This is a genomic window from Prosthecochloris marina (assembly GCF_003182595.1).
GTDB lineage: Bacteria > Bacteroidota > Chlorobiia > Chlorobiales > Chlorobiaceae > Prosthecochloris > Prosthecochloris marina.
Window position 1 is genome coordinate 82,571 of sequence record NZ_PDNZ01000003.1, and the last position, 23,862, is coordinate 106,432.

Here is a 23,862-nt window from a genome sequence, read left to right on the forward strand (position 1 = left end):
CCATTTTCCTTGAACAGAAAAAGTATTTTACATTATTGTATAACGTTATTGCTGATAATCCAAACAACTCGTTAAACCATCGTGGCCAATGAAAGACAATTCCAGACGAGATTTTTTGAAACGCTCGTTACAAGCGGGAGCAGCATCGCTCGCCTTGAGTGCTCCTTTTTTCAATACAGGGTGCAGCAAACCTGCATCCGAGTCTGCAGATGCACCTGCCGTACATACCGGCAAGAAATTCCGGTGGAAAATGCTGACTACTTGGTCGCCGACATTTCCCGTACTCCAGGATGGTTCGAAACTGTTCGCTCAGTGGGTACGGGAAATGTCCGAAGGACGCCTTGATATTCAGGTTTACGGCGGAGGCGAACTGGTCCCGGCACTGGAAGCCTTCGATGCTGTCAGCCAGGGCACCGCTGAAGTAGGCCATGGCGCCTCATATTACTGGGCGGGCAAAGCCCCTGCAGCACAGTTTTTCGCGGCTGTTCCATTCGGCATGAACCCGCAGCAAATGAATGCCTGGCTCATAGGCGGTGACGGACTCGAACTGTGGGAGGAAGTCTATGCCCCGTTCAATCTGTACCCTTTTCCAGGAGGCAATACAGGAATACAGATGTGCGGATGGTTCAACAAGGAGATCAACTCGGTCGATGACCTCAAAGGACTGAAAATGAGGATCCCCGGCCTTGGCGGTAAGGTAATATCCAAAGCCGGAGGCTCGGCAATCCTGTCAGCCGGTGGAGAAATCTACACCAATCTTGAAAGGGGAGTCATCGATGCTACCGAGTGGATAGGGCCATATCACGATTATATGATGGGCTTCTACAAAGTAGCCCGCTACTACTATTACCCCGGCTGGCAAGAACCTGGAACGAACTTCGAGTTTTTTATCAATAAAGGAGCTTTTTCGAAACTCCCTTCCGATTTGCAGCACATTGTTCGCAACGCGGCAGCACGGGTACATCATTGGATACTCTGCGAGTTCGAGTCCAAAAACAATATTTACCTTCAGAAACTCGTCAATGAGGAAAAAGTGGATCTGAGACCACTCCCTTCCGAAGTGCTCGAACAGTTACGTACCTTTTCAAAAGAGGTTATCGACGAAATTGTCGGCAGCGACCCCCAAAGCAAAAAGGTTTACGACGCCTATTCCTCTTTCCGGAACCAGATTACGCCATGGGCGAACATTTCGGAAAAAATATACTACACGCAAAACTTGTAAGCACAATTGCTGCTCGGCTCAGCATAATCAAAACGTCATGTCGCCCTGTGAAATAATGAAGCACCTCTTTTCACAGGGCAGGCCCGTAAATGACCGAAACAGGTTTTCCAAGGCTATCTTCCTGACAAGAGATCGGGCAACCAGGTAACCAGTTCGGGAAACAAAATGATCAGTACCAGCATAAACAGCTGAATGATAATGAACGGTATGATCCCACGGTAGATATGACCGGTAGTCACTTCTTTCGGAGTGACACCTTTGAGATAGAACAGGGAAAACCCGAAAGGAGGGGTCAGAAAAGAAGCTTGAAGGTTCATGGCAAGCAGCACACCCACCCACAAAAGGTCCACACCGAAAGCCGTGAATATCGGAGCCACAACAGGAACAACGATAAAAATGATCTCGATAAAATCGATGAAAAAGCCTGCAATAAACACCCCGATCATGACGATTGCCAGAAACAGTTCTGGCTGAAAATTTGCCTGGACAATCATTTCGGAGAGGTAACGATCCCCGTGCATACCTCTGAACACGAGGCTGAACGCACTCGCTCCGGCAAGAATGATAAACACCATCGAAGTCAGCCACGTCGTCTCCTGCATCACGGATTTCAAGACATCGAAAGATAATTTACGCTGAAAAAACGTCAACAAGAGAGCACCAAAAGCCCCTATGGCGGCAGCTTCTGTCGGCGACGCGATCCCAGCAAAAATAGAGCCGAGTACCGCGATAACCAGCGTAAAAGGAATTACAAAAGCCTCGATAACGGTTCTCCAGGGAGTTCCCCCCTTGAACGCCCGAATCTCTGCAACCGGAATCGCCGGCATCAGCCCCGGACGAATAGCACCAAGCAAAGTAATGTAAAGCAAGTACAAAAAGACGAGAAGCAAGCCAGGCACCATTGCACCGACAAACATGTCCCCTACCGAAACATTGAGTATGCTGCCAAGGAGAACCAGCACGATACTTGGCGGAATGATCTGGCCAAGTGTACCCGACGCGGCAATCGTCCCGGTAGCAAGCTCGGGATCGTATCCTCTTTTGAGCATTGCTGGCAGGCTCATCAGCCCCATGGTCACAACGGTTGCTCCAACAATGCCTGTCGACGCAGCAAGAAGCGTTCCGACGATAACGACCGCAATCGCCAACCCACCTCGAAAACGACCGAAAAGCATTCCCATCGTTTCCAGAAGTTTTTCGGCAATTCCGGATTTCTCGAGCATGACCCCCATAAAAACAAACAGAGGAACCGCCAGAAGCACATAGTTCGTCATCGTCCCCCATATCCTGAGCGGCAGCAGGGCAAAAAAATCAAACCCGAAAGTCAAAACCCCGAAAATGACTGAAACGCCCCCGAGCGTCAAGGCAACCGGATACCCAAGCAGCAGAAGAAGAAATACTGCGGCAAACATGATGAATGGAAGAATCTCCATCACTAATTACTCTCCACCTGTTTTATCCGTCTTATCGGCTATTACAAGAATGGAACGAAAAACTTCCGCAACCCCCTGAATCATAAAAAGCACGAAACCAAGAGGGATAGCTGCTTTCAGCAGAAAACGGTAAGGAAGCCCTCCAGGATCCGGTGACGACTCGAGAATAAAAAAAGAATTGCTTACAAACGACCATGAAGCAAACACGACAATGCATGTGAAAGGGAGAAGAAACAGTACCCCGCCGACAATGTTGACAATCGCACGCTGTTTTTCGGTCAACCGAACATAGAGCACATCGACCCTGACGTGCTTGTTATGTTTCAACGTGTAGGCAGCGGAGAGAAGAAACAACAGCGAAAAAATATGCCATTCAAGCTCCTGAACGGCAACACTGCTCAATGAAAGCACGTAACGGGTAAAGACATCGTAGACAACGACCAAGACCAGAAGCAGCGCCAACCAACTGACTGCATGACCTGTACGTTCTGTCAGGACATCGATTGCACGGATATATGCTCTCAAAAACCGCACTGATTGATGCTGGGTTTAAAGGGTACATAAAAAAAGCCGCATAAAGCGGCCCCTAAAAATACCTCGTGCCCGAGAGGAGATTCGAACTCCTACACCTTTCGGCGCTACCCCCTCAAGATAGTGTGTCTACCAATTCCACCACTCGGGCCTTAAAAAAAACCGGCACCACTTTCACTACATAGTACCGATTTTGTGAGAATAGAAGGACTCGAACCTTCGACCCACTGCTTAAAAGGCAGTTGCTCTACCAACTGAGCTATATTCTCAACCGAACATCCTTAAAACAGAATCTTACCAGCTTACTACTTGTTCTGGTATCTCAAGCGCTTCTTATGACGATTTTTGCGACGCATCTTTTTGCGCTTGTGTACCGCCATTTTATGACGTTTTCTTTTCTTTCCGCAAGGCATATATTAAATGACTTTACTCTTGTTTTAAAGGCCATTAATATACGGCCCCCATTCATAAAAAGCAAACCTCTTGTTGAAAAAGGCCGTAAAAACATCTGGAATCAAGCATTCATATACTTGAAAAACTCCTTGTTGTCCCTTGTCTCAACGATCTTTTCACGCATGAACTCCATGCACTCAATCGGATTCTTATCAGCAAGATATTTTCGCAAAAGCCATGTCCTCGAAAGCTCTTCCTGAGAAAAAAGCAGCTCCTCTTTCCTGGTGCCTGAACGTAAAATATCAATAGCCGGGAAAATACGACGCTCCGAAAGGCGTCTGTCAAGAACAAGCTCCATGTTACCCGTTCCCTTGAATTCCTCGAAAATAACATCGTCCATTCTCGAACCGGTATCGACAAGCGCCGTCGCGATGATGGTGAGACTTCCCCCCTCTTCAATATTTCTTGCCGCACCGAAAAATCTCTTCGGCTTAGTCAGCGCATTTGCATCGATTCCACCCGAAAGGATTTTACCTGAATGGGGTATAATGGTATTATGTGCCCTTGCAAGGCGGGTTATCGAGTCAAGCAGTATAACAACATCAGTCCCGACTTCAACAAGACGCTTTGCCTTTTCGAGCACCATATCGGCAACCTGTACATGGCGTTCAGGGTCTTCGTCAAAGGTGGAACTCACCACTTCTGCCGGAACGCTTCTTTCCATATCGGTAACCTCTTCAGGGCGCTCGTCAATAAGCAGAACGATAAGATAAACCTCGGGATGGTTTTTGATAATCGCATTCGCAACCGTCTGTAGCAACATCGTCTTACCGGTCTTGGGCTGTGCAACGATCAACCCTCTCTGCCCTTTCCCGATAGGAGTAAAAATATCCATAATCCTTCCGCAATATTCGTTCTGCGTAGTCTCGAGCCTCAGGCGCTCGCGCGGAAACAGCGGAGTAAGATTATCGAAAAACGGCCGTTCCCTTGTAATCTCGGGATCCTTGCCGTCAATCGTATTGATTTTCAACAGCGCAAAGAACCTTTCGCCTTCTTTCGGGGCACGAACCTGCCCGGACACGGTATCACCGGTCCTCATATTGAAACGCTTGATCTGGGAAGGTGAAACATAAATGTCATCGGGAGATGACAAATAGTTGTAATTGGCAGAACGAAGAAACCCATACCCTTCCGGAATAACCTGAAGCACTCCGGTATTGACCATCACCCGACCGTTTTCCGCATTACTTCCTTTCTGGGACTGCGCCTCGATTATTTTGTATATCAATTCCTCCTTTCGTAATCCTGCTGTAACAACACCTATCTCTTTGGCTAAAGCATTCAACTCATGAACCTTCTTTTTCTGGAGCATGTTGATGTCCAGACCTTTAGTAACTGAATTGTTCGACATTATGATTTATTCATCTCTTATTATGGTTACAAAAACACAAGGCTTGTCTGAAGCGGATAGAGGTATCGGGATAACATCCGGGTGTTAAACCATGTAAACCATGCATTAAAATAAAAGCGGTACTCATGGAATAAAAAGCGCTGCGATGTGCTATAACAGCCTGAAAAGAAGCTATAAACGGAAGTTGTAACGTTGAAAATAGGCCTTGGTGAATTTCTGACTCATGTGATGGCCGCAACCCTGAAACACGGAAGCGTGATAGCTGGAGCATGAAAATATCATTTAAATATACAACTTTTCCTGAATCCTGAAAAAAAGCGGTCAGTATGCCGTTCAAGACAACAAGCGGCAACCTCATGACAGTCTTCCTTGGGATTGATCTGCCAAAAGCTCTCACGCCGAACCATAGCAAACCTGTTGTTAATAAGATATTTCAAGGTGTCCATGCAATACCTGTAAATACGTTACAATACCAGCATATTCAATAACCCAAAACGCCCAAAACCTCTCCTGCCAGATAAAATGAGCCGGTAATCAGGACAAGATCCTCTTTTTCTGCCTTACAATCGACAGCACCCAGCGCTTCACGAACTGATGCCGTAACGGTCACCTGCAATCCTTCATCCCTGCACAGATCTCCAAGCTCGATAGCGGTCATCCCCCTTTCAGTAAGAAGATCAACGGTTATTACATCTGATGTCAACCTTTTCAAGTACCGGACAATTTTTCCCGCCTCCTTATCGTGGACCAGTCCCAACAGAACGATGATATTACGGTAAACACCTCGCATGGCGCACAGGGTTTGAACACTTTTTTCAATCCCGGCAGGATTATGCGAAACATCGAGCAGTACGTCAGGCTGTTTGGATAAACGTTCAAGCCTTGCCCTGTAACCGAACCGCCGCATCGACAACAATCCCTGCCTGATTGCAGGTTCATCTATTCCAGCCTCGCTGGCCGCCAAAACAGCAAGCGAAAGGTTGGACGCATGAAAATCACCGGTCACGGGAGCCACGAGGTTTCTCATATTCAACCCGGGAGCCTTGAGTGAAAATTCAAGCCTTCCTACTCCGGCACCATGAACAACGCACTCAGCCGATTCCTTAAGTAGTCTTACTTTTGCGCCAACAACATCGGCACGATCAAGAATTACCTTAAGTGCCTCAGGGTCCTCTACAGCCGTGTAAACACTTGCTCCTTTTTTGATAATAGCGGCTTTTTCAGTTGCTATTTCGCCAATCGTTTCACCAAGCCAGCTGGTATGATCTTCACTTATACTCGGTATGATAACATGATCGGGCTCAACCACATTCGTCGCATCCAGTCTGCCGCCCATACCGGTTTCAATAACCGACACATCCACCTGCATGGCGCAGAAATACATAAACGCGATTGCTGTCGTAGCCTCAAAAAACGTCGCATTTCCCTCGGTAATATCGTCCTTGAGTACCGAACAATATTCTGCGATCTGCGATTCAGAGATCATGTCACCATTGACGCGGATACGTTCGGTATATGATAGAAGGTGAGGTGAAGTGTACAACCCGGTACTATATCCACCCGCACAGCATATTGCTGCTAACGAACTGGCTACGGCACCTTTTCCGTTAGTACCTGCTATATGAACAACCCGTCCCAGGCGCTTCTGCGGTTCACCGGCCGCATGCAAAAGCTTAAGCACTCTTTCCAGTCCAGGCTTCATACCGAACCGATGAAGAGGAAAAAGAAAATCAATTGCATCCTGATACATCACTCACTCTAACCTCATATGATTCCTTGTAAAGCCGATTAAGAAGTCCGAATGGCAAGCAATGACTCTCTAACCAGATCCTCGACCTGCGGATTTTCAAGATGCGCCTGCGATTCGATGACCGCCTTCATAGCGACGGATCTTGAAAAACCGAGCGTCAACAAAGCGTTCAGAGCATCATCTCGCAAGGAATTTTTCGATAGGGTTGATGATGGTTTCGCCCCCCCCGACGGCCGAAGCTTGAGTATTCTGTCCCGCAATTCAAGAACAATTCTCGCTGCTGTTTTTTTCCCGACGCCAGAAATCTCAAAAAGCCTTTCCGGCATGTTAGACACGATTGCTTCCTGTATTTCCTGGACCTGCAATCCGGAAAGAATAGCAAGTGCAAGCTTTGGCCCAACTCCAGAAATAGAGAGCAGTAACCTGAAAAGCTGACGCTCTTCCTCATCAAAAAAGCCATAAAGCTGCATCAGGTCTTCTTTGACATGCAGATGCGCCAAGACCCGCACAGATCCCCCCGGTTCAGGAAGCTGATGATACGTGGCTGAAGAAATAAGCAAGCGATAGCCCACACCGGCAACGTCAACAACTACCTCATCCGGAAAAGCTTCAACCAACTCTCCACGAAAATATGCAAACATTAGAATATCTATGGATCCGGCCGCTACTCCAACTGCCTCGTAGGCAAAGAACGTTACCGAATATCATAAAAGAAGAATGACAACGCACAAAAAAAAGAGGGGGCAAAAAATACTACTCCGCCGTCAAGTATTTGTTGAGCATCCTCGAAAGCTGCGATTTTTTTCTCGAGGCTTTGTTAGGATGAATATAGCGCTTCACCCCCAGCCTGTCAAGTTTCTGAATAGCCGAACGATACGCAGCCTCAACTTCACTTTTCTCAGCATTGGTGTCTATCAGCTTTTGGACATTCTTCAAAAGCACTTTCAGCTCTTTTTTTCTTGCCCTGTTTCTTTCGTTGCGCCGTGCAGACTGACGGAGCCTTTTTTCAGCTGACTTGTGTAATGGCATAAAACGTAACTTTTATAAGTAATAGCTAATATTGCGATATCGGGCAGCATCGAACAGTATGTTGCCTGACCGAAAATCTCTTAGTGGTAAGACTGTGTTTCCCGTTCTCCGGAACCCTTGTATCAAAACCTGGATAAAAGGCCTTAAATATATAAAAGCGTTTTCTTATTCCAAAACCCAAATCTCGATTTCAGTATTTTCAAACCGGGAACCCAAGCGCACGTTACAAGTACCTCTACAAATTTTGTCGTGAACCCCTTTCTACCTGATCCGCCCGACAAAGCGACCGGCATGTAAAGCAAATTCATAGTGGCCACGTTCAAGGACTTTTCACTATATTGCCTCAGTCCGCTGTCAAACACTTCATGCGCATTCAGCACATCAACAACTATTTCAGCCATCACTCTGTCAGGTTCAACAGAATCCGGAATGAAAAGCAAAAGACAAACACATCCAATCTAAACAAATATTACAACCCTCATGAGCTTAATGATAAGCGTATCGGGCATCCGAGGCATCGTTGGAGAAAGCCTTTCACCTGCGAACCTTGTAGCTTTTTCACAAGCTTTTGCAACGCTGCTGCATAAACAGGGTAAGGACGAAAATTTCACTCCGAAAATCGTTATCGGAAGAGATACCCGCCCAACCGGGCACGCTATTGCAACCCTTGTCAGCAGCGCAATGACTCTCTGCGGCTGCGATGTCATCGATGTCGGTATGGCAACTACCCCAACCGTTGAAATTGCCACAGCTGCGGAAAAGGCTGATGGCGGTATTATAGTCACAGCTTCGCATAATCCGGTTGAGTGGAATGCGTTGAAACTGCTCGACAGAAAAGGAGAGTTTCTCGATGAAAACGCCGTTCAGCAGTTACTTGATATTTTCAGGAAAAAACAGTTCACGGTTGCCGACTGGAAGCATGTTGGCTCATTGGAGCAAAAACACGATTATGACGGAGAGCATATCAGGAGAATCCTGTCGCTCCCCTGTATCGACAGGGAACAAATTGCGGAACAGCGTTTCAGAGTTCTCATAGATGCAGTTGAAGGAGCCGGCTCATCGATCGTACCTGAACTATGCCGACAGCTGGGAGTCGAAGAGATCGAAACCATCTCTTGTAACGGAACCGGCATTTTTCCCAGAAACCCCGAACCCCTTGCAGAGAATCTCGTCGAGACCGTCGACAGCCTGAAGAAAAAACAGTGCGATTTTGCAATAGTTGTCGATCCCGATGTCGACCGGCTGGCGCTGATATGTAAAGACGGGACCCTTTTCGGTGAAGAATACTCACTGGTAGTCTGTGCTGATTTTTATCTGCGGTACAAACCGGGAACCGTAGTGAACAACCTTTCAAGCACCAGGGCGCTTCGGGATGTAGCGAAAAATCACGGACAGACCTGCTTCAGTGCCAAGGTGGGTGAAGCGAACGTGGTTACAGTGATGAAAGAACGAAACGCTGTAATCGGAGGAGAGGGCAATGGAGGAATCATTCTTCCCGAACTACATTACGGGAGAGATGCGCTCGCGGGTATAGCCCTCATGCTCCAGGCATTTGCCGAGTGGCGAGAAAAAGATCCCGTAAACAGCACACTTTCCGGTTTCAGAAAACAATACCCGGATTATTTTATGGCAAAACAAAAGGTCCGGCTCGCCGACAAACCGGAAAACCTACAGGACCAGTTATTGACGATTGCATCAGCATACCCTGAAGCTTCAATCAATACAGAGGACGGTATAAAACTTGATTTTCCTGAAGAGTGGGTACATATAAGACCGTCAAACACTGAACCGATTCTTAGAATATATACTGAAGCAAAAAGTATGGAACGGGCGGAAAAGCTGGCCGAAACATTCCTCCGGGAAATCAGTTCGAGAATCGATACATTGTGACAGCACAAGAATAGATTATATGAACGACGAGAAAGGCACGAAAAAGGGATTTCAGCAACAAAAAGACGAACTGCTTTCGAGCGGTGGCAAGAAATCCAATGACCGTTACATCATCTCACGACTCCTTTCATACGTCAAGCCATACAAGGGACTGCTTTCCTGGGCAATCGTCATAACCCTTGCTGGTTCGGTTCTCGGTCCCCTGAGGCCATATATTACCAAACTGGCCATTGACGACTACATTGCGCAGGGCAACATCAACGGACTCGCGCTGATAAGCCTCATATTACTGGGGATAATACTCTTGGATGGCCTGAAACAATATGTAGCGACCTATCTCACACAGCTTATCGGTCAGAAAGCCGTTCTTACTCTCAGACTGGATATTTTTCGGCATCTGCAGAAACTTTCTATCAGATTCTACGACCGAAATCCGGCAGGCAGGCTCATCACAAGAGCCACCAATGACGTCGAAGCACTCAACGAGATGCTTTCGAGCGGTGTCGTGACGATCATCGGCGATGTTATGCAGCTCTTGTTTATCGTTCTACTCATGTTTTTCATCGATTGGGAGCTGACACTCATTGTTTTAAGCATTCTTCCCTTGATGATCTATGCGACGCTTACCTTCAAAAGCAAAGTTCGAAAGGCTTTTCAGGATGTGAGAGGACACCTGGCCAGGCTCAATTCTTTTTTTCAGGAACATGTTTCAGGTATCAACATCGTCCAGCTCTTCGACCGGGGAGAGAGCGAATACAAAAAACATGTTTCAATCAACAAGGAATACCGGAATGCCAATATCAAAACCGTTTTCTACTTTTCGGTATACTACCCACTCATCGAACTGCTCAGTTCCATAGCCGCAGGACTTGTGATCTGGTATAGCGGGGTACGCATGTTGAAAGGAGATATCACGCTTGGCATCGTTATCTCTTTTGTGCAATACATCTGGCTTTTTTTTCGCCCTCTTCAACATCTTTCCGACCGATTCAATATTCTTCAGACGGCACTCGCGAGCTCAGACCGCATCTTCAGACTCCTTGAAGAAAAGGATATGGCTGCAGAACCCGAAAACCCCCGGGCAATCGAGTCTTTTCGGAATGAAATCGTCTTTACGAACGTCTGGTTCGCCTACAACAACGATAACTGGATACTCAAAGACATTTCTTTCAAAGTAAAACGCGGAGAAAAGATCGCCATTGTGGGTTCGACAGGAAGCGGTAAAACCACCATCATCAATGTTCTTTCGAAACTGTACTATCAGCGTAAAGGTTCGATTACAATCGACGGCATCGAGCTGTCACAAATACCGGAACAATCACTTCGAAAGATAGTCGGCGTCGTTATGCAGGATGTTTTTCTTTTTTCGGGTACCATCCGGGAAAATCTCTCGTTCGGCAACCCTCGTGCTTCCGATGAAGAAATCCACAACGCCGCTAAAACTGTCGGTGCCGATCGTTTCATTGGAAAACTGCCAGGAGGTTACGAGTATCGGGTCAATGAAAACGGATCGGGACTTTCTGCAGGCCAGAAACAGCTTATCGCTTTTGTACGCGCCCTGCTTTACAATCCGGAGATACTTGTCCTCGACGAGGCAACCAGTTCAGTTGATACTGAAACGGAACAGCTCATCGAAGCCGCGACCGAAAACCTCATGAAAAACCGCACATCGATCATCATTGCACACCGCCTTTCGACAGTACAGCATGCCGACAGGATTATCGTCATGCACAAAGGCACCATCAAGGAAAGCGGTTCACATCAGCAACTGCTTGCTAAAAAAGGCCTCTATTACAAGCTCTACCTCCTGCAGCACCCCGAAAAGATACACCTGCAGACAGGGTAATAATCAGTGGAGTGTTGTTTTTTGTTGAGCTGTTGAAAGGTGACTGCGTGTATAGTGTACAGTAGCCACGAAAACAGTAAACAAACGATGAACGCCTCTATAAATTGTTGTGAGCAACCTGAGTACGAGGCCGACGGAGCGCAGAAACCACCGTGTACACAAAGTACACGAGGATTTCGAGCACCGCCTAACGAAGTAATCAGGTTGCGCAACAGATTAATAGAGGCTTTCTAGAGGCTGCTGTCGCGCAGCACCTCAACCGGCTCGAGTTTTGCCGCTCGTGTGGAAGGAATAGTTGCGGCGATGGTGCTTATGAAAACCGTCAACAACATCACGAACAAGAAGTACAGCGGGTTCCATGACATGCTGAAACCGGTTTTGGTAAGCGGCCCCTGAGATGTCTCAACCGGAATATGTGCAAGAAGATTGATCGAACCCGTTGCCAGCACACCTCCCGCAAGAGTTCCGGCAAAACCGACCAAAAAACCTTCGAGAATAAACATACCAACAAGCGATCCTGCTGAAAATCCGTAAGATTTCATGATCGCAATGTCGCGGCTTTTTTCAAAAACCGTCGTCACCAGAATATTCGCCACTCCGAAACCGGAAACCACTCCGACAAAAGCGACAAGGGAAAAAACAATGAAACCTATACGATTGAAGAGAGAAAGAACACTGGCATTATCTTCCTGCCATGTAACACAATTATAACCCGTAACTCGCTCAAGAACTCCTGCAAGCGGCTCATTGGCAAGAGGATCAACAACCTTGACCCCTATCCCGGAAACCTTGTCTGCCGGAAGATTTTCAAGGATTTGACCGAACTTGAGCGATACAAAAACCGTATTGTCGATAGCATTTACACCTGAGAAAAAAATACCGGCTACCTTACACTGCCGGACAGGGCCTGAAACCGGCACAACAGACACTTCATCATGCAGCTCCAGCCCCATATCCATAGCCACAGTTCTTCCTACGAGAAGAGCATTGGGTGTCGTTTCAAAAAACGCAAGATCTCCAGCCGTCAGTTTGTCCTCGATACCACTGATCGCATTTTCCCGCTCTATCACAACTCCTTTCATGGATATCGGCTGACTCTTGTTGCCTTTTATCACAATCACCCTGGACTCGATAAAGGGTGATACGGCCACCACCTCTCCGGCATACTGTTTTGAATCGAGAACCTCCAGAACCTGTCGATAATTACGCACTTCATCGCGTTCTTCTTTTTGTATATTTTCATCGACAAAAGCATGGCGTTGCACCTCTGCATCGCTCAGAAGATCAACCGGTAGAGACTCGATGGGCTTGCCTTCGATTATTATATGCGGTGCAACATCGACAATAGTTACAACAAAAGAATCCAGGAGCCCTCTTGTCAATGAAATTGTTGTAATCAGAACCATTGTACTGACTGCAACACCCGCAATGGTTGTCAAGGACTGTCTTTTCCGTCCAAAAAGATGGCGTAGTGCTATGGAAAAAAGGGTCCTGACCATGGGTTAAGATAAAAATACAGGCAGAAAATACTCGCAGCAAATACGGCCAGCAAGTAACTTGAGTTTTTAAAAAGTATCGTTATTTAAGCACCAGCTGAAACGCTTGATTTAGGGATATATTATTACATTGTAAGTTATACATTTTGCACGGTGCGAATACAAACAAACCGTCTTCATTACCAGAAAAGACGATGAATGAATCTAAAACCATAACGGTAGATCGCAAGCAAAGCCATGTCGAAACCTGCCTCAATAAAATGGTTTATTTCGACAGTAAAACAACCGGTTTCGAGCACTATGAGTTTACGCACAATGCTGCTCCTGAAATAAATCACAACGAAATAGACCTGTCTACAAACATGTTCGGTCACCGGATATCATACCCCTTTATGATCTCCTCCATGACAGGTGGATACGGTAAAGCCAAGCATCTCAACCGTTCATTTGCACAAACAGCGGAAAAGCTGAATATCCCACTCGCAATAGGCAGCATGCGCCAGGCACTCGAAAACGCTTCATACAGGCAAAGCTTCAGTGTCGTTCGTCAGTTTGCTCCATCCATCCCCATACTGGCCAACATCGGTGCACCCGAGGTTGCAAAAGGCCTTACGAACCAAGAAATCAACCTTCTTATCGACATTATCGATGCAGATGGCCTGATTGTCCATCTCAACCCTGCCCAGGAACTTTTTCAGCCGGAAGGAAATACCAATTTCAAAAACTTCCTGAAGAAACTACAGCAACTGACATGCGCGATCGATGCCCCGGTTATAGCTAAAGAAGTCGGCTGTGGCATTTCATCGGCAACTGCAGCCGCACTTGCCGATGCCGGAGTTCAGACTATCGACGTTGCCGGAGCAGGGGGAATCAGTTGGCAGAAGGTTGAAGAAGAACGTTATCTGGAGCAATTTCAGCATGAAAACCGTTTCAGCCCCTCGGTCCTCCGGGAGCTGCTCAACTGGGGCATACCAACTGCACAGTGCCTTACCGATATCGCCGCACTTAAAGAGGATAAAAAGCAGTACCAACACATCAAAGTTATTGCATCGGGCGGTATTTCCAATGGTCTCGATATTGCGAAGGCAATTGCTCTTGGCGCTGAGATTTGTGCATCTGCAGGTATGATGCTCAAAGCACTTCATGATTCCAGGCTTGAAAAAACCATTCTCACATGGATGAACGACCTCAGGGCCGTGATGTTTCTCACGGGAGCAAAAAACATAACACAACTGCAAAAAACCCTCATTTCGTTAAAAAAAGGATAGTGCCGTAATGAATATCAGTGTAACATCAGAACAGGTTGAACAAAAATACCAGCAGTATCATAAACGTATCAACGACGCACTGGACAACTGCTTTACCAACAACACTCCTGAAAGCCTTTATGCACCCGCCAAATATATTCTGGCAGGCAAAGGAAAAAGAATTCGCCCCTTCCTTACACTTCTCGCCTCTGAAGCGGTATGCGGATCGAGCGTAAATGCGATACACACTGCACTTGCAATCGAGATTCTCCACAATTTTACCCTTGTACATGACGACATCATGGATCAGGCCGACCTCCGTCACGGAAGGCCGACAGTTCATACCAAATGGGATTCTACCGCAGCAATCTTATCGGGCGACATGATGATCGCAATTGCTTATGAATATGCTTTACAGACAAAAACGTCGCGGCATAACGAACTTGTTCATATTCTCAATGATGCGAACATCACCATTTGTGAGGGACAGGCAATCGACATGGAACTGGAGCAACGTAAAGATGCCACTATCACCGATTACCTCGATATGATATCAAAAAAAACAGGACGGCTTATATCCGCATCACTCGAGGCAGGCGGTATTGTCGGCGATGGTACCTCTGAGCAACTTGAAAAGCTGGTGATTTTCGGAAACAAAATCGGGCGAGCCTTTCAGGTACAGGATGACTATCTCGATATTATGGCCGAGGATGGTAAATCAGGAAAAGTGCCAGGTGGAGATGTGATCAACGGTAAAAAAACATATCTGCTCCTCCGTTCCCTCGATTTGGCAACCGACTCAGAAAAGAATCTCTTACAGTCCGTTATCAACAATAATGGCATTTCACCCGAAAGAGTCCCGGAAATCAGGGGAATTTATGAACGATGCGGAGTGCTTGACGAAGCAAGGGAACTGATCAATGCCGACACGGAAGCTGCGCTCTCTGCCGTCGAAACCCTGCCTTATGATGAAGGCAGGGAATATCTCAAAGGTTTTGCTCTCAAACTCATGAAGCGTGATTTCTGACCCAACCATTCTTCTTGTCCTATCGCAAATCCCTGGTCTTGGCCCGGCAAGAATAAACATACTCCAAAAGCATATTGGCGGCTCTTCAATCTTTGATGCAAAGATTGAAGATTTAGCCCATGTTCCGGGCATAGGAACAAAAATCGCAGAAACCATCGTCGGATTTTTTCATAATTCTCATGCTCTCGACCAAGCAAAAAAGTCAGCGGAACAACAACTTTCTCTGCTCGACCGCTATCAAGCAAACCTCATCACCCTCGAAGATCCATCGTATCCGCCATTTCTCAGAGAAATCTACGATCCACCACCGTACCTTTTTATACGTGGAAATATAGAAGCCGCACACGCCCCCTGTATTTCAATAGTCGGTACAAGAAAGGCAACCCAATATGGCAGAAAAGTTGTCGAACACATATGCAGCGGCCTTGTAGCCGAAGGGTTCACCATCGTCAGCGGATTTGCCTACGGGATTGATACTGCTGCCCATAAAGCTGCACTGGAACATCAGGGTAAAACAATTGCCGTTCTGGCAGGAGGAGTGGACAACCCTCATACGGACCCTACAGGCAACATCTGGCCACGCATGATCGAGCAAGGTGCCATAGTTTCGGAAGAATGGCTTGAAAGCACCATTACACCTGCGAAATTCCCTAAAAGAAACCGTCTTATAGCAGGACTCTCAAAGGGAACATTGATCGTTGAATCGGACAAAAAAGGCGGCTCATTGATCACAGCATCGTATGCCTTGGACCAGAACAGGGATGTTTTTGCCGTTCCGGGCAGTATCTTCTCAAAGACCTCGGCTGGAACAAACGCTCTGATTGAAAACGGTCAAGCAAAACTTGTCACTACAGCAGACGACATTATTGCAGAACTCTGTCCCGGCCCTCAAGGAAGTCGTGCCCGAAACTTCGTTGAAACAAAGGAGCCCCCCATAACACCGGAAGAAAAAGCCATTTTCGATCATTTGGATGATAACCCCGTACACATAGATGTACTTGCAGAAAAAACAGCCATGGATCCCTCGATGCTTCTTGTACTTCTCTTCGAGCTCGAGCTGAAGCAACTGGCCGAACAGCAACCCGGACAGATGTTCAGAAAAAGCATCTGAAGCAAGAACCAAAGCTTCGGGCCACACATGAGGAAAAGCAAACCGAACAACTTCGAAAAGCAGTTTTCGATAATAAAACCTTACGTTTCAATACCGGCACATGTTCTTGCTTGATTTGACGTCATAACCTTAAGCAGCAGCGCCAACAGGCGGCTCAGTCGGTTTTACCACCTGTCATGGCATTCAGGCGTAGTTTTTTATAGGGGAATTGTTACCTTTGAAAAACCGTGACAAGGAGATGCTGCACGAAACCATTCAACCAAAACAAGAAATTCAACCATGAAAATGATGCCCAGAAATTCAAGAATTACGTCTCTACCCCGAACTATGATCATGATTTTGATTCTGAGTGTACTTGCCGTTGCACCTTCAGCACTTGCTGCGACAGGTACCGAGAAGACAGGTCTCGTCGATACGCAAAAAGTTTTGGACCAGATGCCCGAAAAAAAGAAAGCTGAAAACATACTCACAGCAACAGGCACGCAATGGCAAAAAGGCCTTGATAAGCTTAAAAAAGATTTCCAGACCGCCGCAACGGACTATGAAAAACAGAAAAAATCCCTTTCAAAAACAGCTATAGAACAAAAAGAAAAAGACCTCAACCTTAAATACCAGAGCATACAGAAGTATCAATTGGAAAAGTTTGGTCCGGGTGGAGCAATGGAAAAAAAGCAAAATGAACTTTTTGCCCCAATCCGCCAGAAATTTCTCAATGCCGTACAGGCTGTTGCTAAAAAAGAGGGTTTTTCGGTAATAATCGACAAACAGGCCGTAGTTTACGGAGATAAGTCTGCAGATATTACGTTCAAGGTCATCGATCAGCTTAAATAATTCTGAACCGAGTGCTTGAAATTGGCAGGCTCATTTCAGGATCGTATTGGAATGCTCTCTTTACGTTATATCCTGGTAACTTTTTGGTTAACCCTCTTATTATGCTGTATCAGCTGCACCGAACCACAACCAGAAAAGCGTGCAGCTGATACCAGTTTTCTTGGCGAAGAGCAACCACTCCAGGAAAGCTGGAACGTCAACATGACAATATTCAAAGAAGACAGGATACATGCAGTTATAACTGCAGGTCATTTTGCAGAGTATAAAAAAAACGATATAATCACCCGTCAGCTCGATAAAGGTCTAAAGATTACTTTTTTTGATAGCAGCGGGACGTCGTCCTCTACTCTCACTGCCGACAAAGGGACCGTATATAACAACAATGACATGGAAGCTTTCGACAATGTTGTCATAACTTCCGAAAGCACTGTCATACGAACAGATTACATAAAAAGACTTGCGGACGAAAAAAAACTATGGTCTGACAAATATGTCGTCATTCAGAAACAGAATGAAACCATCAGGGGATACGGATTTGAAAGCGATGAATCCCTGAAAAATTATACGATTTTCAAAGCAAGCGGTGAGTCCAATTTTTAATTTTTTCCACTCAATGAGATTACATCTTTTAAAATCAAAAATTCATAATGCAGTCGTAACCAGCGGAGACCTCGAATACGAAGGCAGCATCACTATAGACAGCGAACTGCTCGAACTTGCAAATATGCTACCCAATGAAAAGGTTCTGTGCGTCAACAATAACAACGGGGTACGCTTCGAAACATATATCATAGAAGGAAAACCGGGTTCAAAGGAAATTCAGTTGAACGGTGCCGCAGCACGATGCGCTTTACCTGGCGATGAGATAATAATCATGGCGTTTGCAGAGATAGAAGCAGAAGAAGCAAAATCCTTCAAGCCCATGATTCTCATCGTGGACAAGCACAACAATCCCAAACGCCGCCACCTTGTCGGCGAAGAAGACAATCCATTGTAGAAAGAATGTCGATGAGCTGAACTTTTAACTTTCCCCTTTTACTATGTCATTAGCTATCATTATCATGGCTGCCGGAAAAGGCACCAGAATGAAGTCAGATCTGGCAAAAGTGCTGCACAAGGTAAATGGAAGACCTGTTATAGAATATGTCCTTGAAAAATCGACTGCTCTTGCGCCCGATAAAATTGTGTTGATTGTAGGACATCAGGCAGATAAGGTAAAAGAGGCAACCGCAAATTTTCCGGTCGAGTGGGCCCTTCAAGAACCTCAGCTTGGGACAGGTCATGCCGTTATGCAGGCAGAAGAACACCTGCGTTCATTTCCAGGAGACATCCTAATCCTTTCAGGAGATGCTCCCCTTGTAAGCAATTCTACCCTCAAAGATCTCATTGACAATCACCGTATCGAAAATGCTGCGGCAACCGTACTGACAGCTCATTTAGAGAATCCATCAGGATACGGAAGAATCATTCGTTACAAGGACAGTAATACGGTATCCAAGATTGTTGAGCATAAAGACGCCACACCTGAAGAATTGCTTGTAAAGGAAATAAATTCAGGCATTTATGTCTTCAAAGAGGATATTCTTTTCCGTTCTTTGCATCAAATCACAAATGATAATGCTCAGCAGGAATATTATCTCACTGATGTTTTTTCTGTGTGTTTCGGAAAAGGAGAGAAGGTTTGCGCACTTCGGACAGAAAATGCTGATGAAATCAAAGGCATCAACACAGTGGAACAACTAAGAGAAGCTGAAAAACTGTTATTGCATGGCTCGTGACCCATCAGGCGAGTGGGCTGATGGATGATGCGGAAAAGCCTTCATCCTCCGAAGAAAGACCCTGCGAGAGAATTTTTTCCAGAAAAGCTGTTGTTTCCGAACAAAGGCCCTCGGTATCGATGGCCTTCTTCTGTAAAGAGTCCAGCATCACCGTAACGACCCCGAGTTGTAAACGGTATCCTTCAAGCTCTTTTTTTATTGCATTGAAAGTCACTGGTTTTTCAGCCGACTCACATTGATCGGCACATGTCATGGCACGGCTCATGCAGCTCTCTATTCCCCTGCGGAGCCTGTTTATTTCCTGCTCGACATCTGTTACAGTCTTAACATCCATAATGCTTTAGACTTTTACTTTCTGCTTCTTCTGGTTTTTTTCCCAACCCCTTTTTCAGCCATTTTTTTTCTGGATTGTGCAGCAAGCTCATCGGGTAGACTGTTATCGATCATCTCCTCGGAAGCCTCGAGTTCTCTGGACTTCATTGAGTAAAATTCAATGAGATTCCCATCCGGATCCATCACGAAGAAAGCTCTTCCCTCTCTACGCTGAGCAGGCCGGGTGACGAGATGTACGCCTTGTTCTTCGAGGTAATCCGCAGCTTCATCGACTTCGGTATCGGTGGGAAGCCTGAAACCGAAATGATCAACCCGAATATCCCGAGCCTCAGGCACCCCCGGCGTCTCTGCTTTAACAAGAACAATCATATCCGACTTGACTCTCAGATACGAGATATTGGCTCCTGCTCGATACTCGATTTTCATCCCGAGCACCCCAACATAGAAATCTTCAGCAACCCTTACGTCATTGACTCTGAGAGTAATCTGGTTAATCCCTGTCAACTTCATTTTCTTCTCCGTTCTGTACCTTTGCCTTATCGCTTTTCTCTTCGAGAGTATAATCAAACTTGTTCTGAAGAAACTGATTGATTGCCCGTTGAGCTGTTTTCTGACGAGCTTCAAATTCAAGACTGATTGCAACCTGCTCAGGAAAAACCTTGTCAGACTCGGACTCACTCGCCGGATTACGAATCATCTCCTTGTATGGAAGCAATTTCTCTTCAAGCTCTGCACGTTCTTCTTCATGAATTTCTTTAGCTCTTTTCGATATTGCCACTACCGTCTCATAAAGATTTTCGTGCCTGGCTCTCAAACTGTTCAAATCTACTGGTTTCACGGACATACGTTTGCATGCATTTATTGTTTTGAAAGAAATTCAGTAATAACCGTTGTTATTTCATCGACCGTTCGGTTGAGATCATCGTTTACAACTTCCCGATCAAACTGATGTGCCAATGAAAGCTCAAATTCCGCTCTCTCGAGGCGCTCTTCAAGGGTTTTATCATTTTCACTGTCTCTTTTCAGAAGCCGTTTCTTCAATTCATCAAAAGAGGGAGGTTTGAGAAAAATCAAGAGAGAACTGTCAGGAAAACGTTTTTTGAGGTTCAATGCTCCCTTGACATCCAGATCAAACAGCAAATTCTTGCCGGCCACGACAGCTTCGCCTGTTTTATCCAGCAATGTCCCATAAAAGTTGCCAAAGAAATGCTCATACTCGATAAAACCACCACTTTTTATTTTTTTTTCAAACGCTTCCTTTGTCAGATAATAGTAATTCTTACCCTCAACTTCCCCTTTGCGTCTTTTGCGTGTAGTGGCAGATACAGAAAAATCAAGACTTTTTATGCGTTCCAGCACCAGTTTCGCCACTGTTGACTTCCCGGTTCCGGAAGGGGCTGAAAATACGACCAACTTTCCCGGTTTGACACTCATCTATTCTTCAAGCTCTTTCTGCTTTTTTTTGAAATCCTGCTGAACTTAAACTTACAGTGACCGGTTCGAATATCAAGCGCCAAGGCCAACCCATTATCATGGCAAGAGAACGCTCAGCCCCCGGAACCAAGTTCGTCACTCAATATTCTGGAGCTGTTCACGAATCTTTTCAAGCTCTTCCTTGATATGCACAACTTTCTGAGAAATATCGGCATTCTGTGATTTTGAGGCGATTGTGTTTGCTTCTCTTAACTGCTCTTGCAACAGAAAGTTCAACTTTCTTCCGGAACCACTCTCGCTGTTCATCATCTCATCAATGAAGAATTTGTTATGGCTGGCAAAACGGGTACACTCTTCAGTAATGTCCAGCTTATCGGACATCAGTACAAGCTCCATCTCAAGGCGCTCCCTGCTGTATGCGACTTGATCGCCTGCTATAACGGCTATTTTTTCCGAAAGCCGCTGATGAACTGCAGACACATTGTTACGGGATAAAACCTGAATTTCTTCTAATGTATCGTTAATCGACGCTATACGCCCCATAAAATCCTTAGCCAGCTCCTCACCTTCCTGAAATCGCATTTTTTTCATCCCGTCAATTGCCTCATGGAGCACTTCCCTAACAAAAGGCCAAATCTCATCTGTTTTTTCAAGGAGCGTACTATCGGAATCAAATATTTCAGAAAAGCGTAAGAGATGATCAAGGGTCAAAGGACTTTCAATACCCGCCTCTTTTCGGACAATATCGAGAAGCTCCCTTAATGCCCTTGTTTTTTCACGATTGACCGTGATTGGAATCTGCTTTTCTTCATCCAGTTTCACCTGAACAAACGCCGATACTTTGCCTCTTTGCAGACAAGAACGGATCTGTTCACGAACATCAAGTTCATATGAGGAAAACTGACGCGGAAGCTTGACGCTTATCTCGGCGAACCGGTTATTGACCGAACGAACTTCCGCGACAACATGAACACCATCCTTCACACTTTCTGCACTTCCGAAACCTGTCATGCTTTCCAACATAGTTCTGCGCCGTTAAATTCGTGAAGGATGTAGTTTCTGCATAGAAAAAGGGTTAAAAACCTATGCTCTACACAAAAACTTTTTATTTACGAAGCTCCAGATCAGCGAGAACTTTACGATAGCGCTCGATATCGGTCTTCTTCAGATAAGCCAATAAACTTTTTCTTTTTCCTACAAGCTTGAGTAAACCGTGACGGGAATGTTTGTCTTTCGGGTGACTCTTCAGATGCTCGGTAAGATCGCTTATACGTTTGCTGAAAAGCGCAATTTGAACTTCTGTCTGCCCGGTATTCTGCTCTGTACCGCCAAACTTTTTGATAATACCTGTCTTAATTTCCTTTGTGACACTCATGACTTGTCATTTATTTTTTAGAATCGCAAGATCTATAATATAGTATTATTTCTGATATTGCTCCACCGATTTTTTATCTTTCCTCAGCTGTTCCCGAAGTGCCTCGAACGACGAAAACCTCATTTCATCTCGCAATCGCTCAAGAAGCTGAAAGGTCAATACCTTTCCGTACAGATCTCCCGAATGACCAAGAATATATGCTTCTACCACTGGAGCCGAATCGGCAGCAACAGTTGGCCTCACCCCGATATTCATCATAGCTTTGAACTCACAACCATCTATAACTGTTGTCGCAATATAGACCCCGAGTTTCGGCAGTAGCTTGTCGGAACTCTCTATCTCGATGTTCACTGTAGGAAATCCGATCTTTCGCCCCTTTTTATTACCATGCACGACTTTTCCGGAAATCAGATACGAGGAACCGAGAAACAGGTTCGCTTCTTTGATATCCCCCTCCCGAAGAAGGGTACGTATTCTTGTACTCGAAAAGTGTTCAGAGCCCAACCGAACTTCATCGACGACGTTGACTTCGAAATGGTTTTGCTCGGCCATACTGCATAACGTGTTCACACCACCTTTTCGATCTCGCCCGAACCCATGATCATAGCCTATCACAATGCTTTTCGCTCCTATCCGATCAACCAGAACCTCCTGAATGAATGATTCAGAACTTCGCGCAGCAAAAACATTGTCAAACCTGACAACAAAAAGCCACTCCACCCCAAGCCGCTCAATCAACATGGCTTTTTCCTCCAAGAGAGTCAAAAGCTTGAGACGTCCAGATGGGTCACGGTTGACTACTTGCCTCGGATGAGGCTCAAAAGTCACAACAACACTTCGAAGCTTAAGAGTCGAAGCCGTTTTTACCATTTGACCGATAATCTTGCGATGACCTGCATGCACCCCGTCATACGACCCAACTGTAACTGCAGACGGTTCTTGCGGAAACGCAACCTCTTCACCGGTATGGTAATCCATCACTTTCGATTCCTGAAAGATAACAATTCGCATAAACCGCCTACCTTACTGAATCTTTTGCTCCGCGAAGAATAATCTCGACAGTATCGGGAATACTTTTCGCATCGAAGACGCTGAATTCACCTATTGCCATCCTTCTCAGAGAAACAAGATATCCTCCAACTCCCAAACTCTGCCCAAAATCATGAGCCAGTACCCTTACATACGCTCCTTTTGATACATCCATACGGAAATGGATAAAAGGAAGATCAACAGAGAGCACTGTAAAGCTGTTGACACATATTTCACGAGCTTTTCTCTCAGCAACATGCTGTCCCTTTCTCGCCAGCTCATACAATCTCTTACCTTTATGCCACACTGCCGAATGCATGGGTGGCTTTTGCATATGCCTGCCTTCGAGAGCCGCCGCCGCTGATTTTATTTCTTCTATACCAAGATGACGAACATCACACGCTCCATACTCGGGAGTTTCTGTATCGTGGCTCTCAGTCATCGCACCGAGTTTTATAACCCCTTCATACACTTTATCGAGTACTTCAAGGCCCGATATCTGTTTTGTTTTCTTACCGGTTGCAAGGATAAGCAACCCGGTCGCACGAGGGTCGAGCGTTCCGCAATGCCCAACTTTTCTGCGTAACCCTGCTGCGCTATAGGTATTGCGAATTTTCGCCACGACATCAAACGAAGTCCAGTCCATCGGTTTATCCACAAGCAAAAAATCACCGGTGTCACCGTTCATAGTCACTG

General features: G+C 45.9%; 26 protein-coding genes and 2 tRNA genes. 10 read left to right on the plus strand and 18 right to left on the minus strand.

The window, feature by feature from the left end; all coding sequences use genetic code 11:
• The first annotated feature begins 88 nt into the window (after nucleotides 1-88).
• A complete protein-coding gene (locus CR164_RS04650; protein WP_110022776.1) occupies nucleotides 89-1,222 on the plus strand; it encodes a TRAP transporter substrate-binding protein in 1,134 nt (377 codons plus the stop codon).
• 113 nt (nucleotides 1,223-1,335) lie between these two features.
• Here the strand turns inward: CR164_RS04650 and CR164_RS04655 are convergent, their stop codons facing one another.
• From CR164_RS04655 to rpsT, 9 genes are all read right to left on the minus strand, one after another.
• A complete protein-coding gene (locus tag CR164_RS04655) occupies nucleotides 1,336-2,655 on the minus strand; it encodes a TRAP transporter large permease (RefSeq protein ID WP_110022777.1) in 1,320 nt (439 codons plus the stop codon).
• Nucleotides 2,656-2,661: 6 nt separating this feature from the next.
• On the minus strand, nucleotides 2,662-3,189 hold the full coding sequence (locus tag CR164_RS04660) for a TRAP transporter small permease subunit (protein ID WP_110022778.1): 528 nt from the start codon (nucleotides 3,187-3,189) through the stop codon (nucleotides 2,662-2,664).
• A gap of 66 nt (nucleotides 3,190-3,255) precedes the next feature.
• A tRNA-Leu gene (locus tag CR164_RS04665) sits at nucleotides 3,256-3,337 on the minus strand.
• Nucleotides 3,338-3,382: 45 nt separating this feature from the next.
• Nucleotides 3,383-3,455 (minus strand) — tRNA-Lys (locus CR164_RS04670).
• Nucleotides 3,456-3,700: 245 nt separating this feature from the next.
• Nucleotides 3,701-4,990, minus strand: coding sequence for a transcription termination factor Rho (gene rho, locus CR164_RS04675; RefSeq protein ID WP_110022779.1), 1,290 nt, complete (start codon nucleotides 4,988-4,990; stop codon nucleotides 3,701-3,703).
• A gap of 10 nt (nucleotides 4,991-5,000) precedes the next feature.
• Nucleotides 5,001-5,348 (minus strand): hypothetical protein, encoded by a 348-nt coding sequence (locus tag CR164_RS13055; RefSeq protein ID WP_161953480.1) that lies wholly within the window; start codon nucleotides 5,346-5,348, stop codon nucleotides 5,001-5,003.
• Between the two features lie 123 nt (nucleotides 5,349-5,471).
• Nucleotides 5,472-6,740 (minus strand): bifunctional folylpolyglutamate synthase/dihydrofolate synthase, encoded by a 1,269-nt coding sequence (locus CR164_RS04680; RefSeq protein WP_338053116.1) that lies wholly within the window; start codon nucleotides 6,738-6,740, stop codon nucleotides 5,472-5,474.
• Between the two features lie 38 nt (nucleotides 6,741-6,778).
• The gene (gene ruvA, locus CR164_RS04685; protein ID WP_110022780.1) at nucleotides 6,779-7,381 is read right to left on the minus strand and encodes a Holliday junction branch migration protein RuvA; all 603 of its coding nucleotides are present in this window, start codon (nucleotides 7,379-7,381) and stop codon (nucleotides 6,779-6,781) included.
• A 112-nt stretch (nucleotides 7,382-7,493) separates the two neighbouring features.
• Nucleotides 7,494-7,769, minus strand: a complete 276-nt coding sequence (gene rpsT, locus CR164_RS04690) for a 30S ribosomal protein S20 (protein ID WP_110022781.1) — start codon at nucleotides 7,767-7,769, stop codon at nucleotides 7,494-7,496.
• Between the two features lie 480 nt (nucleotides 7,770-8,249).
• Here rpsT and glmM point away from each other — a divergent pair, with 480 nt between their 5' ends.
• Both glmM and CR164_RS04705 read left to right on the plus strand, forming a co-directional pair.
• On the plus strand, nucleotides 8,250-9,659 hold the full coding sequence (gene glmM, locus CR164_RS04700; protein WP_110022783.1) for a phosphoglucosamine mutase: 1,410 nt from the start codon (nucleotides 8,250-8,252) through the stop codon (nucleotides 9,657-9,659).
• Nucleotides 9,660-9,678: 19 nt separating this feature from the next.
• Nucleotides 9,679-11,505: an ABC transporter ATP-binding protein gene (locus CR164_RS04705; protein WP_110022784.1), complete on the plus strand. Its 1,827-nt coding sequence runs from the start codon at nucleotides 9,679-9,681 to the stop codon at nucleotides 11,503-11,505.
• A 230-nt stretch (nucleotides 11,506-11,735) separates the two neighbouring features.
• On the opposite strand, the gene CR164_RS04710 is transcribed toward CR164_RS04705, so the two are convergent.
• Nucleotides 11,736-13,004 (minus strand): ABC transporter permease, encoded by a 1,269-nt coding sequence (locus CR164_RS04710; RefSeq protein ID WP_110022785.1) that lies wholly within the window; start codon nucleotides 13,002-13,004, stop codon nucleotides 11,736-11,738.
• A 191-nt stretch (nucleotides 13,005-13,195) separates the two neighbouring features.
• On the opposite strand from CR164_RS04710, the gene fni reads away from it, so the two are divergent.
• The 7 genes from fni to CR164_RS04745 all read left to right on the plus strand — a co-directional run bounded on the left by fni (nucleotide 13,196) and on the right by CR164_RS04745 (nucleotide 18,995).
• Nucleotides 13,196-14,269: a type 2 isopentenyl-diphosphate Delta-isomerase gene (gene fni / locus CR164_RS04715; RefSeq protein ID WP_110022786.1), complete on the plus strand. Its 1,074-nt coding sequence runs from the start codon at nucleotides 13,196-13,198 to the stop codon at nucleotides 14,267-14,269.
• A 7-nt stretch (nucleotides 14,270-14,276) separates the two neighbouring features.
• Nucleotides 14,277-15,275, plus strand: a complete 999-nt coding sequence (locus tag CR164_RS04720) for a polyprenyl synthetase family protein (protein ID WP_110022787.1) — start codon at nucleotides 14,277-14,279, stop codon at nucleotides 15,273-15,275.
• On the plus strand, nucleotides 15,265-16,386 hold the full coding sequence (gene dprA, locus CR164_RS04725; protein WP_110022788.1) for a DNA-processing protein DprA: 1,122 nt from the start codon (nucleotides 15,265-15,267) through the stop codon (nucleotides 16,384-16,386). The genes CR164_RS04720 and dprA overlap by 11 nt, the downstream gene beginning before the upstream one ends.
• Nucleotides 16,387-16,719: 333 nt before the next feature.
• The gene (locus tag CR164_RS04730) at nucleotides 16,720-17,217 is read left to right on the plus strand and encodes an OmpH/Skp family outer membrane protein (RefSeq protein WP_239994462.1); all 498 of its coding nucleotides are present in this window, start codon (nucleotides 16,720-16,722) and stop codon (nucleotides 17,215-17,217) included.
• A gap of 51 nt (nucleotides 17,218-17,268) precedes the next feature.
• Nucleotides 17,269-17,817, plus strand: a complete 549-nt coding sequence (lptC, locus tag CR164_RS04735) for an LPS export ABC transporter periplasmic protein LptC (RefSeq protein WP_110023044.1) — start codon at nucleotides 17,269-17,271, stop codon at nucleotides 17,815-17,817.
• A 13-nt stretch (nucleotides 17,818-17,830) separates the two neighbouring features.
• Nucleotides 17,831-18,214, plus strand: coding sequence for an aspartate 1-decarboxylase (gene panD, locus CR164_RS04740; RefSeq protein ID WP_110022790.1), 384 nt, complete (start codon nucleotides 17,831-17,833; stop codon nucleotides 18,212-18,214).
• A 43-nt stretch (nucleotides 18,215-18,257) separates the two neighbouring features.
• Nucleotides 18,258-18,995 (plus strand): sugar phosphate nucleotidyltransferase, encoded by a 738-nt coding sequence (locus CR164_RS04745; protein WP_110022791.1) that lies wholly within the window; start codon nucleotides 18,258-18,260, stop codon nucleotides 18,993-18,995.
• Between the two features lie 4 nt (nucleotides 18,996-18,999).
• Here CR164_RS04745 and CR164_RS04750 read toward each other — a convergent pair whose 3' ends face one another.
• The 8 genes from CR164_RS04750 to truB form a co-directional block, all read right to left on the minus strand.
• Nucleotides 19,000-19,329, minus strand: a complete 330-nt coding sequence (locus CR164_RS04750; protein WP_110022792.1) for a hypothetical protein — start codon at nucleotides 19,327-19,329, stop codon at nucleotides 19,000-19,002.
• 14 nt (nucleotides 19,330-19,343) lie between these two features.
• On the minus strand, nucleotides 19,344-19,838 hold the full coding sequence (locus CR164_RS04755; protein ID WP_110022793.1) for a VOC family protein: 495 nt from the start codon (nucleotides 19,836-19,838) through the stop codon (nucleotides 19,344-19,346).
• Nucleotides 19,819-20,172, minus strand: a complete 354-nt coding sequence (locus tag CR164_RS04760) for a DNA-directed RNA polymerase subunit omega (protein WP_110022794.1) — start codon at nucleotides 20,170-20,172, stop codon at nucleotides 19,819-19,821. Before CR164_RS04760 ends, CR164_RS04755 begins: the two co-directional genes overlap by 20 nt.
• A gap of 14 nt (nucleotides 20,173-20,186) precedes the next feature.
• Nucleotides 20,187-20,762, minus strand: a complete 576-nt coding sequence (gmk, locus tag CR164_RS04765; RefSeq protein ID WP_110022795.1) for a guanylate kinase — start codon at nucleotides 20,760-20,762, stop codon at nucleotides 20,187-20,189.
• Nucleotides 20,763-20,897: 135 nt separating this feature from the next.
• Nucleotides 20,898-21,785 carry a YicC/YloC family endoribonuclease gene (locus CR164_RS04770; protein ID WP_110022796.1) on the minus strand — a complete coding sequence of 296 codons (888 nt, stop codon included), beginning with the start codon at nucleotides 21,783-21,785 and terminating at the stop codon, nucleotides 20,898-20,900.
• 82 nt (nucleotides 21,786-21,867) lie between these two features.
• Nucleotides 21,868-22,137 carry a 30S ribosomal protein S15 gene (gene rpsO / locus CR164_RS04775; protein WP_110022797.1) on the minus strand — a complete coding sequence of 90 codons (270 nt, stop codon included), beginning with the start codon at nucleotides 22,135-22,137 and terminating at the stop codon, nucleotides 21,868-21,870.
• 45 nt (nucleotides 22,138-22,182) lie between these two features.
• Nucleotides 22,183-23,148, minus strand: coding sequence for a bifunctional riboflavin kinase/FAD synthetase (locus CR164_RS04780; protein ID WP_110022798.1), 966 nt, complete (start codon nucleotides 23,146-23,148; stop codon nucleotides 22,183-22,185).
• Nucleotides 23,149-23,155: 7 nt separating this feature from the next.
• Nucleotides 23,156-23,854 carry a tRNA pseudouridine(55) synthase TruB gene (gene truB, locus CR164_RS04785; protein ID WP_110022799.1) on the minus strand — a complete coding sequence of 233 codons (699 nt, stop codon included), beginning with the start codon at nucleotides 23,852-23,854 and terminating at the stop codon, nucleotides 23,156-23,158.
• Nucleotides 23,855-23,862 lie beyond the last annotated feature (8 nt).

What these genes read in the sequence shown, in the direction of transcription:
- CR164_RS04650 (WP_110022776.1), top strand. Translation starts at nt 89, where the DNA reads ATGAAAGACAATTCCAGACGAGATTTTTTGAAACGCTCGTTACAAGCG.
- CR164_RS04655 (WP_110022777.1), bottom strand. Translation starts at nt 2,655, where the DNA reads ATGGAGATTCTTCCATTCATCATGTTTGCCGCAGTATTTCTTCTTCTG.
- rho (WP_110022779.1), bottom strand. Translation starts at nt 4,990, where the DNA reads ATGTCGAACAATTCAGTTACTAAAGGTCTGGACATCAACATGCTCCAG.
- CR164_RS13055 (WP_161953480.1), bottom strand. Translation starts at nt 5,348, where the DNA reads ATGAGGTTGCCGCTTGTTGTCTTGAACGGCATACTGACCGCTTTTTTT.
- CR164_RS04680 (WP_338053116.1), bottom strand. Translation starts at nt 6,740, where the DNA reads ATGTATCAGGATGCAATTGATTTTCTTTTTCCTCTTCATCGGTTCGGT.
- ruvA (WP_110022780.1), bottom strand. Translation starts at nt 7,381, where the DNA reads ATGTTTGCATATTTTCGTGGAGAGTTGGTTGAAGCTTTTCCGGATGAG.
- rpsT (WP_110022781.1), bottom strand. Translation starts at nt 7,769, where the DNA reads ATGCCATTACACAAGTCAGCTGAAAAAAGGCTCCGTCAGTCTGCACGG.
- glmM (WP_110022783.1), top strand. Translation starts at nt 8,250, where the DNA reads ATGAGCTTAATGATAAGCGTATCGGGCATCCGAGGCATCGTTGGAGAA.
- CR164_RS04705 (WP_110022784.1), top strand. Translation starts at nt 9,679, where the DNA reads ATGAACGACGAGAAAGGCACGAAAAAGGGATTTCAGCAACAAAAAGAC.
- CR164_RS04710 (WP_110022785.1), bottom strand. Translation starts at nt 13,004, where the DNA reads ATGGTCAGGACCCTTTTTTCCATAGCACTACGCCATCTTTTTGGACGG.
- fni (WP_110022786.1), top strand. Translation starts at nt 13,196, where the DNA reads ATGAATGAATCTAAAACCATAACGGTAGATCGCAAGCAAAGCCATGTC.
- CR164_RS04720 (WP_110022787.1), top strand. Translation starts at nt 14,277, where the DNA reads ATGAATATCAGTGTAACATCAGAACAGGTTGAACAAAAATACCAGCAG.
- CR164_RS04730 (WP_239994462.1), top strand. Translation starts at nt 16,720, where the DNA reads ATGATTTTGATTCTGAGTGTACTTGCCGTTGCACCTTCAGCACTTGCT.
- lptC (WP_110023044.1), top strand. Translation starts at nt 17,269, where the DNA reads ATGCTCTCTTTACGTTATATCCTGGTAACTTTTTGGTTAACCCTCTTA.
- panD (WP_110022790.1), top strand. Translation starts at nt 17,831, where the DNA reads ATGAGATTACATCTTTTAAAATCAAAAATTCATAATGCAGTCGTAACC.
- CR164_RS04745 (WP_110022791.1), top strand. Translation starts at nt 18,258, where the DNA reads ATGTCATTAGCTATCATTATCATGGCTGCCGGAAAAGGCACCAGAATG.
- CR164_RS04750 (WP_110022792.1), bottom strand. Translation starts at nt 19,329, where the DNA reads ATGGATGTTAAGACTGTAACAGATGTCGAGCAGGAAATAAACAGGCTC.
- CR164_RS04755 (WP_110022793.1), bottom strand. Translation starts at nt 19,838, where the DNA reads ATGAAGTTGACAGGGATTAACCAGATTACTCTCAGAGTCAATGACGTA.
- CR164_RS04760 (WP_110022794.1), bottom strand. Translation starts at nt 20,172, where the DNA reads ATGTCCGTGAAACCAGTAGATTTGAACAGTTTGAGAGCCAGGCACGAA.
- gmk (WP_110022795.1), bottom strand. Translation starts at nt 20,762, where the DNA reads ATGAGTGTCAAACCGGGAAAGTTGGTCGTATTTTCAGCCCCTTCCGGA.
- CR164_RS04770 (WP_110022796.1), bottom strand. Translation starts at nt 21,785, where the DNA reads ATGTTGGAAAGCATGACAGGTTTCGGAAGTGCAGAAAGTGTGAAGGAT.
- rpsO (WP_110022797.1), bottom strand. Translation starts at nt 22,137, where the DNA reads ATGAGTGTCACAAAGGAAATTAAGACAGGTATTATCAAAAAGTTTGGC.
- CR164_RS04780 (WP_110022798.1), bottom strand. Translation starts at nt 23,148, where the DNA reads ATGCGAATTGTTATCTTTCAGGAATCGAAAGTGATGGATTACCATACC.
- truB (WP_110022799.1), bottom strand. Translation starts at nt 23,854, where the DNA reads ATGAACGGTGACACCGGTGATTTTTTGCTTGTGGATAAACCGATGGAC.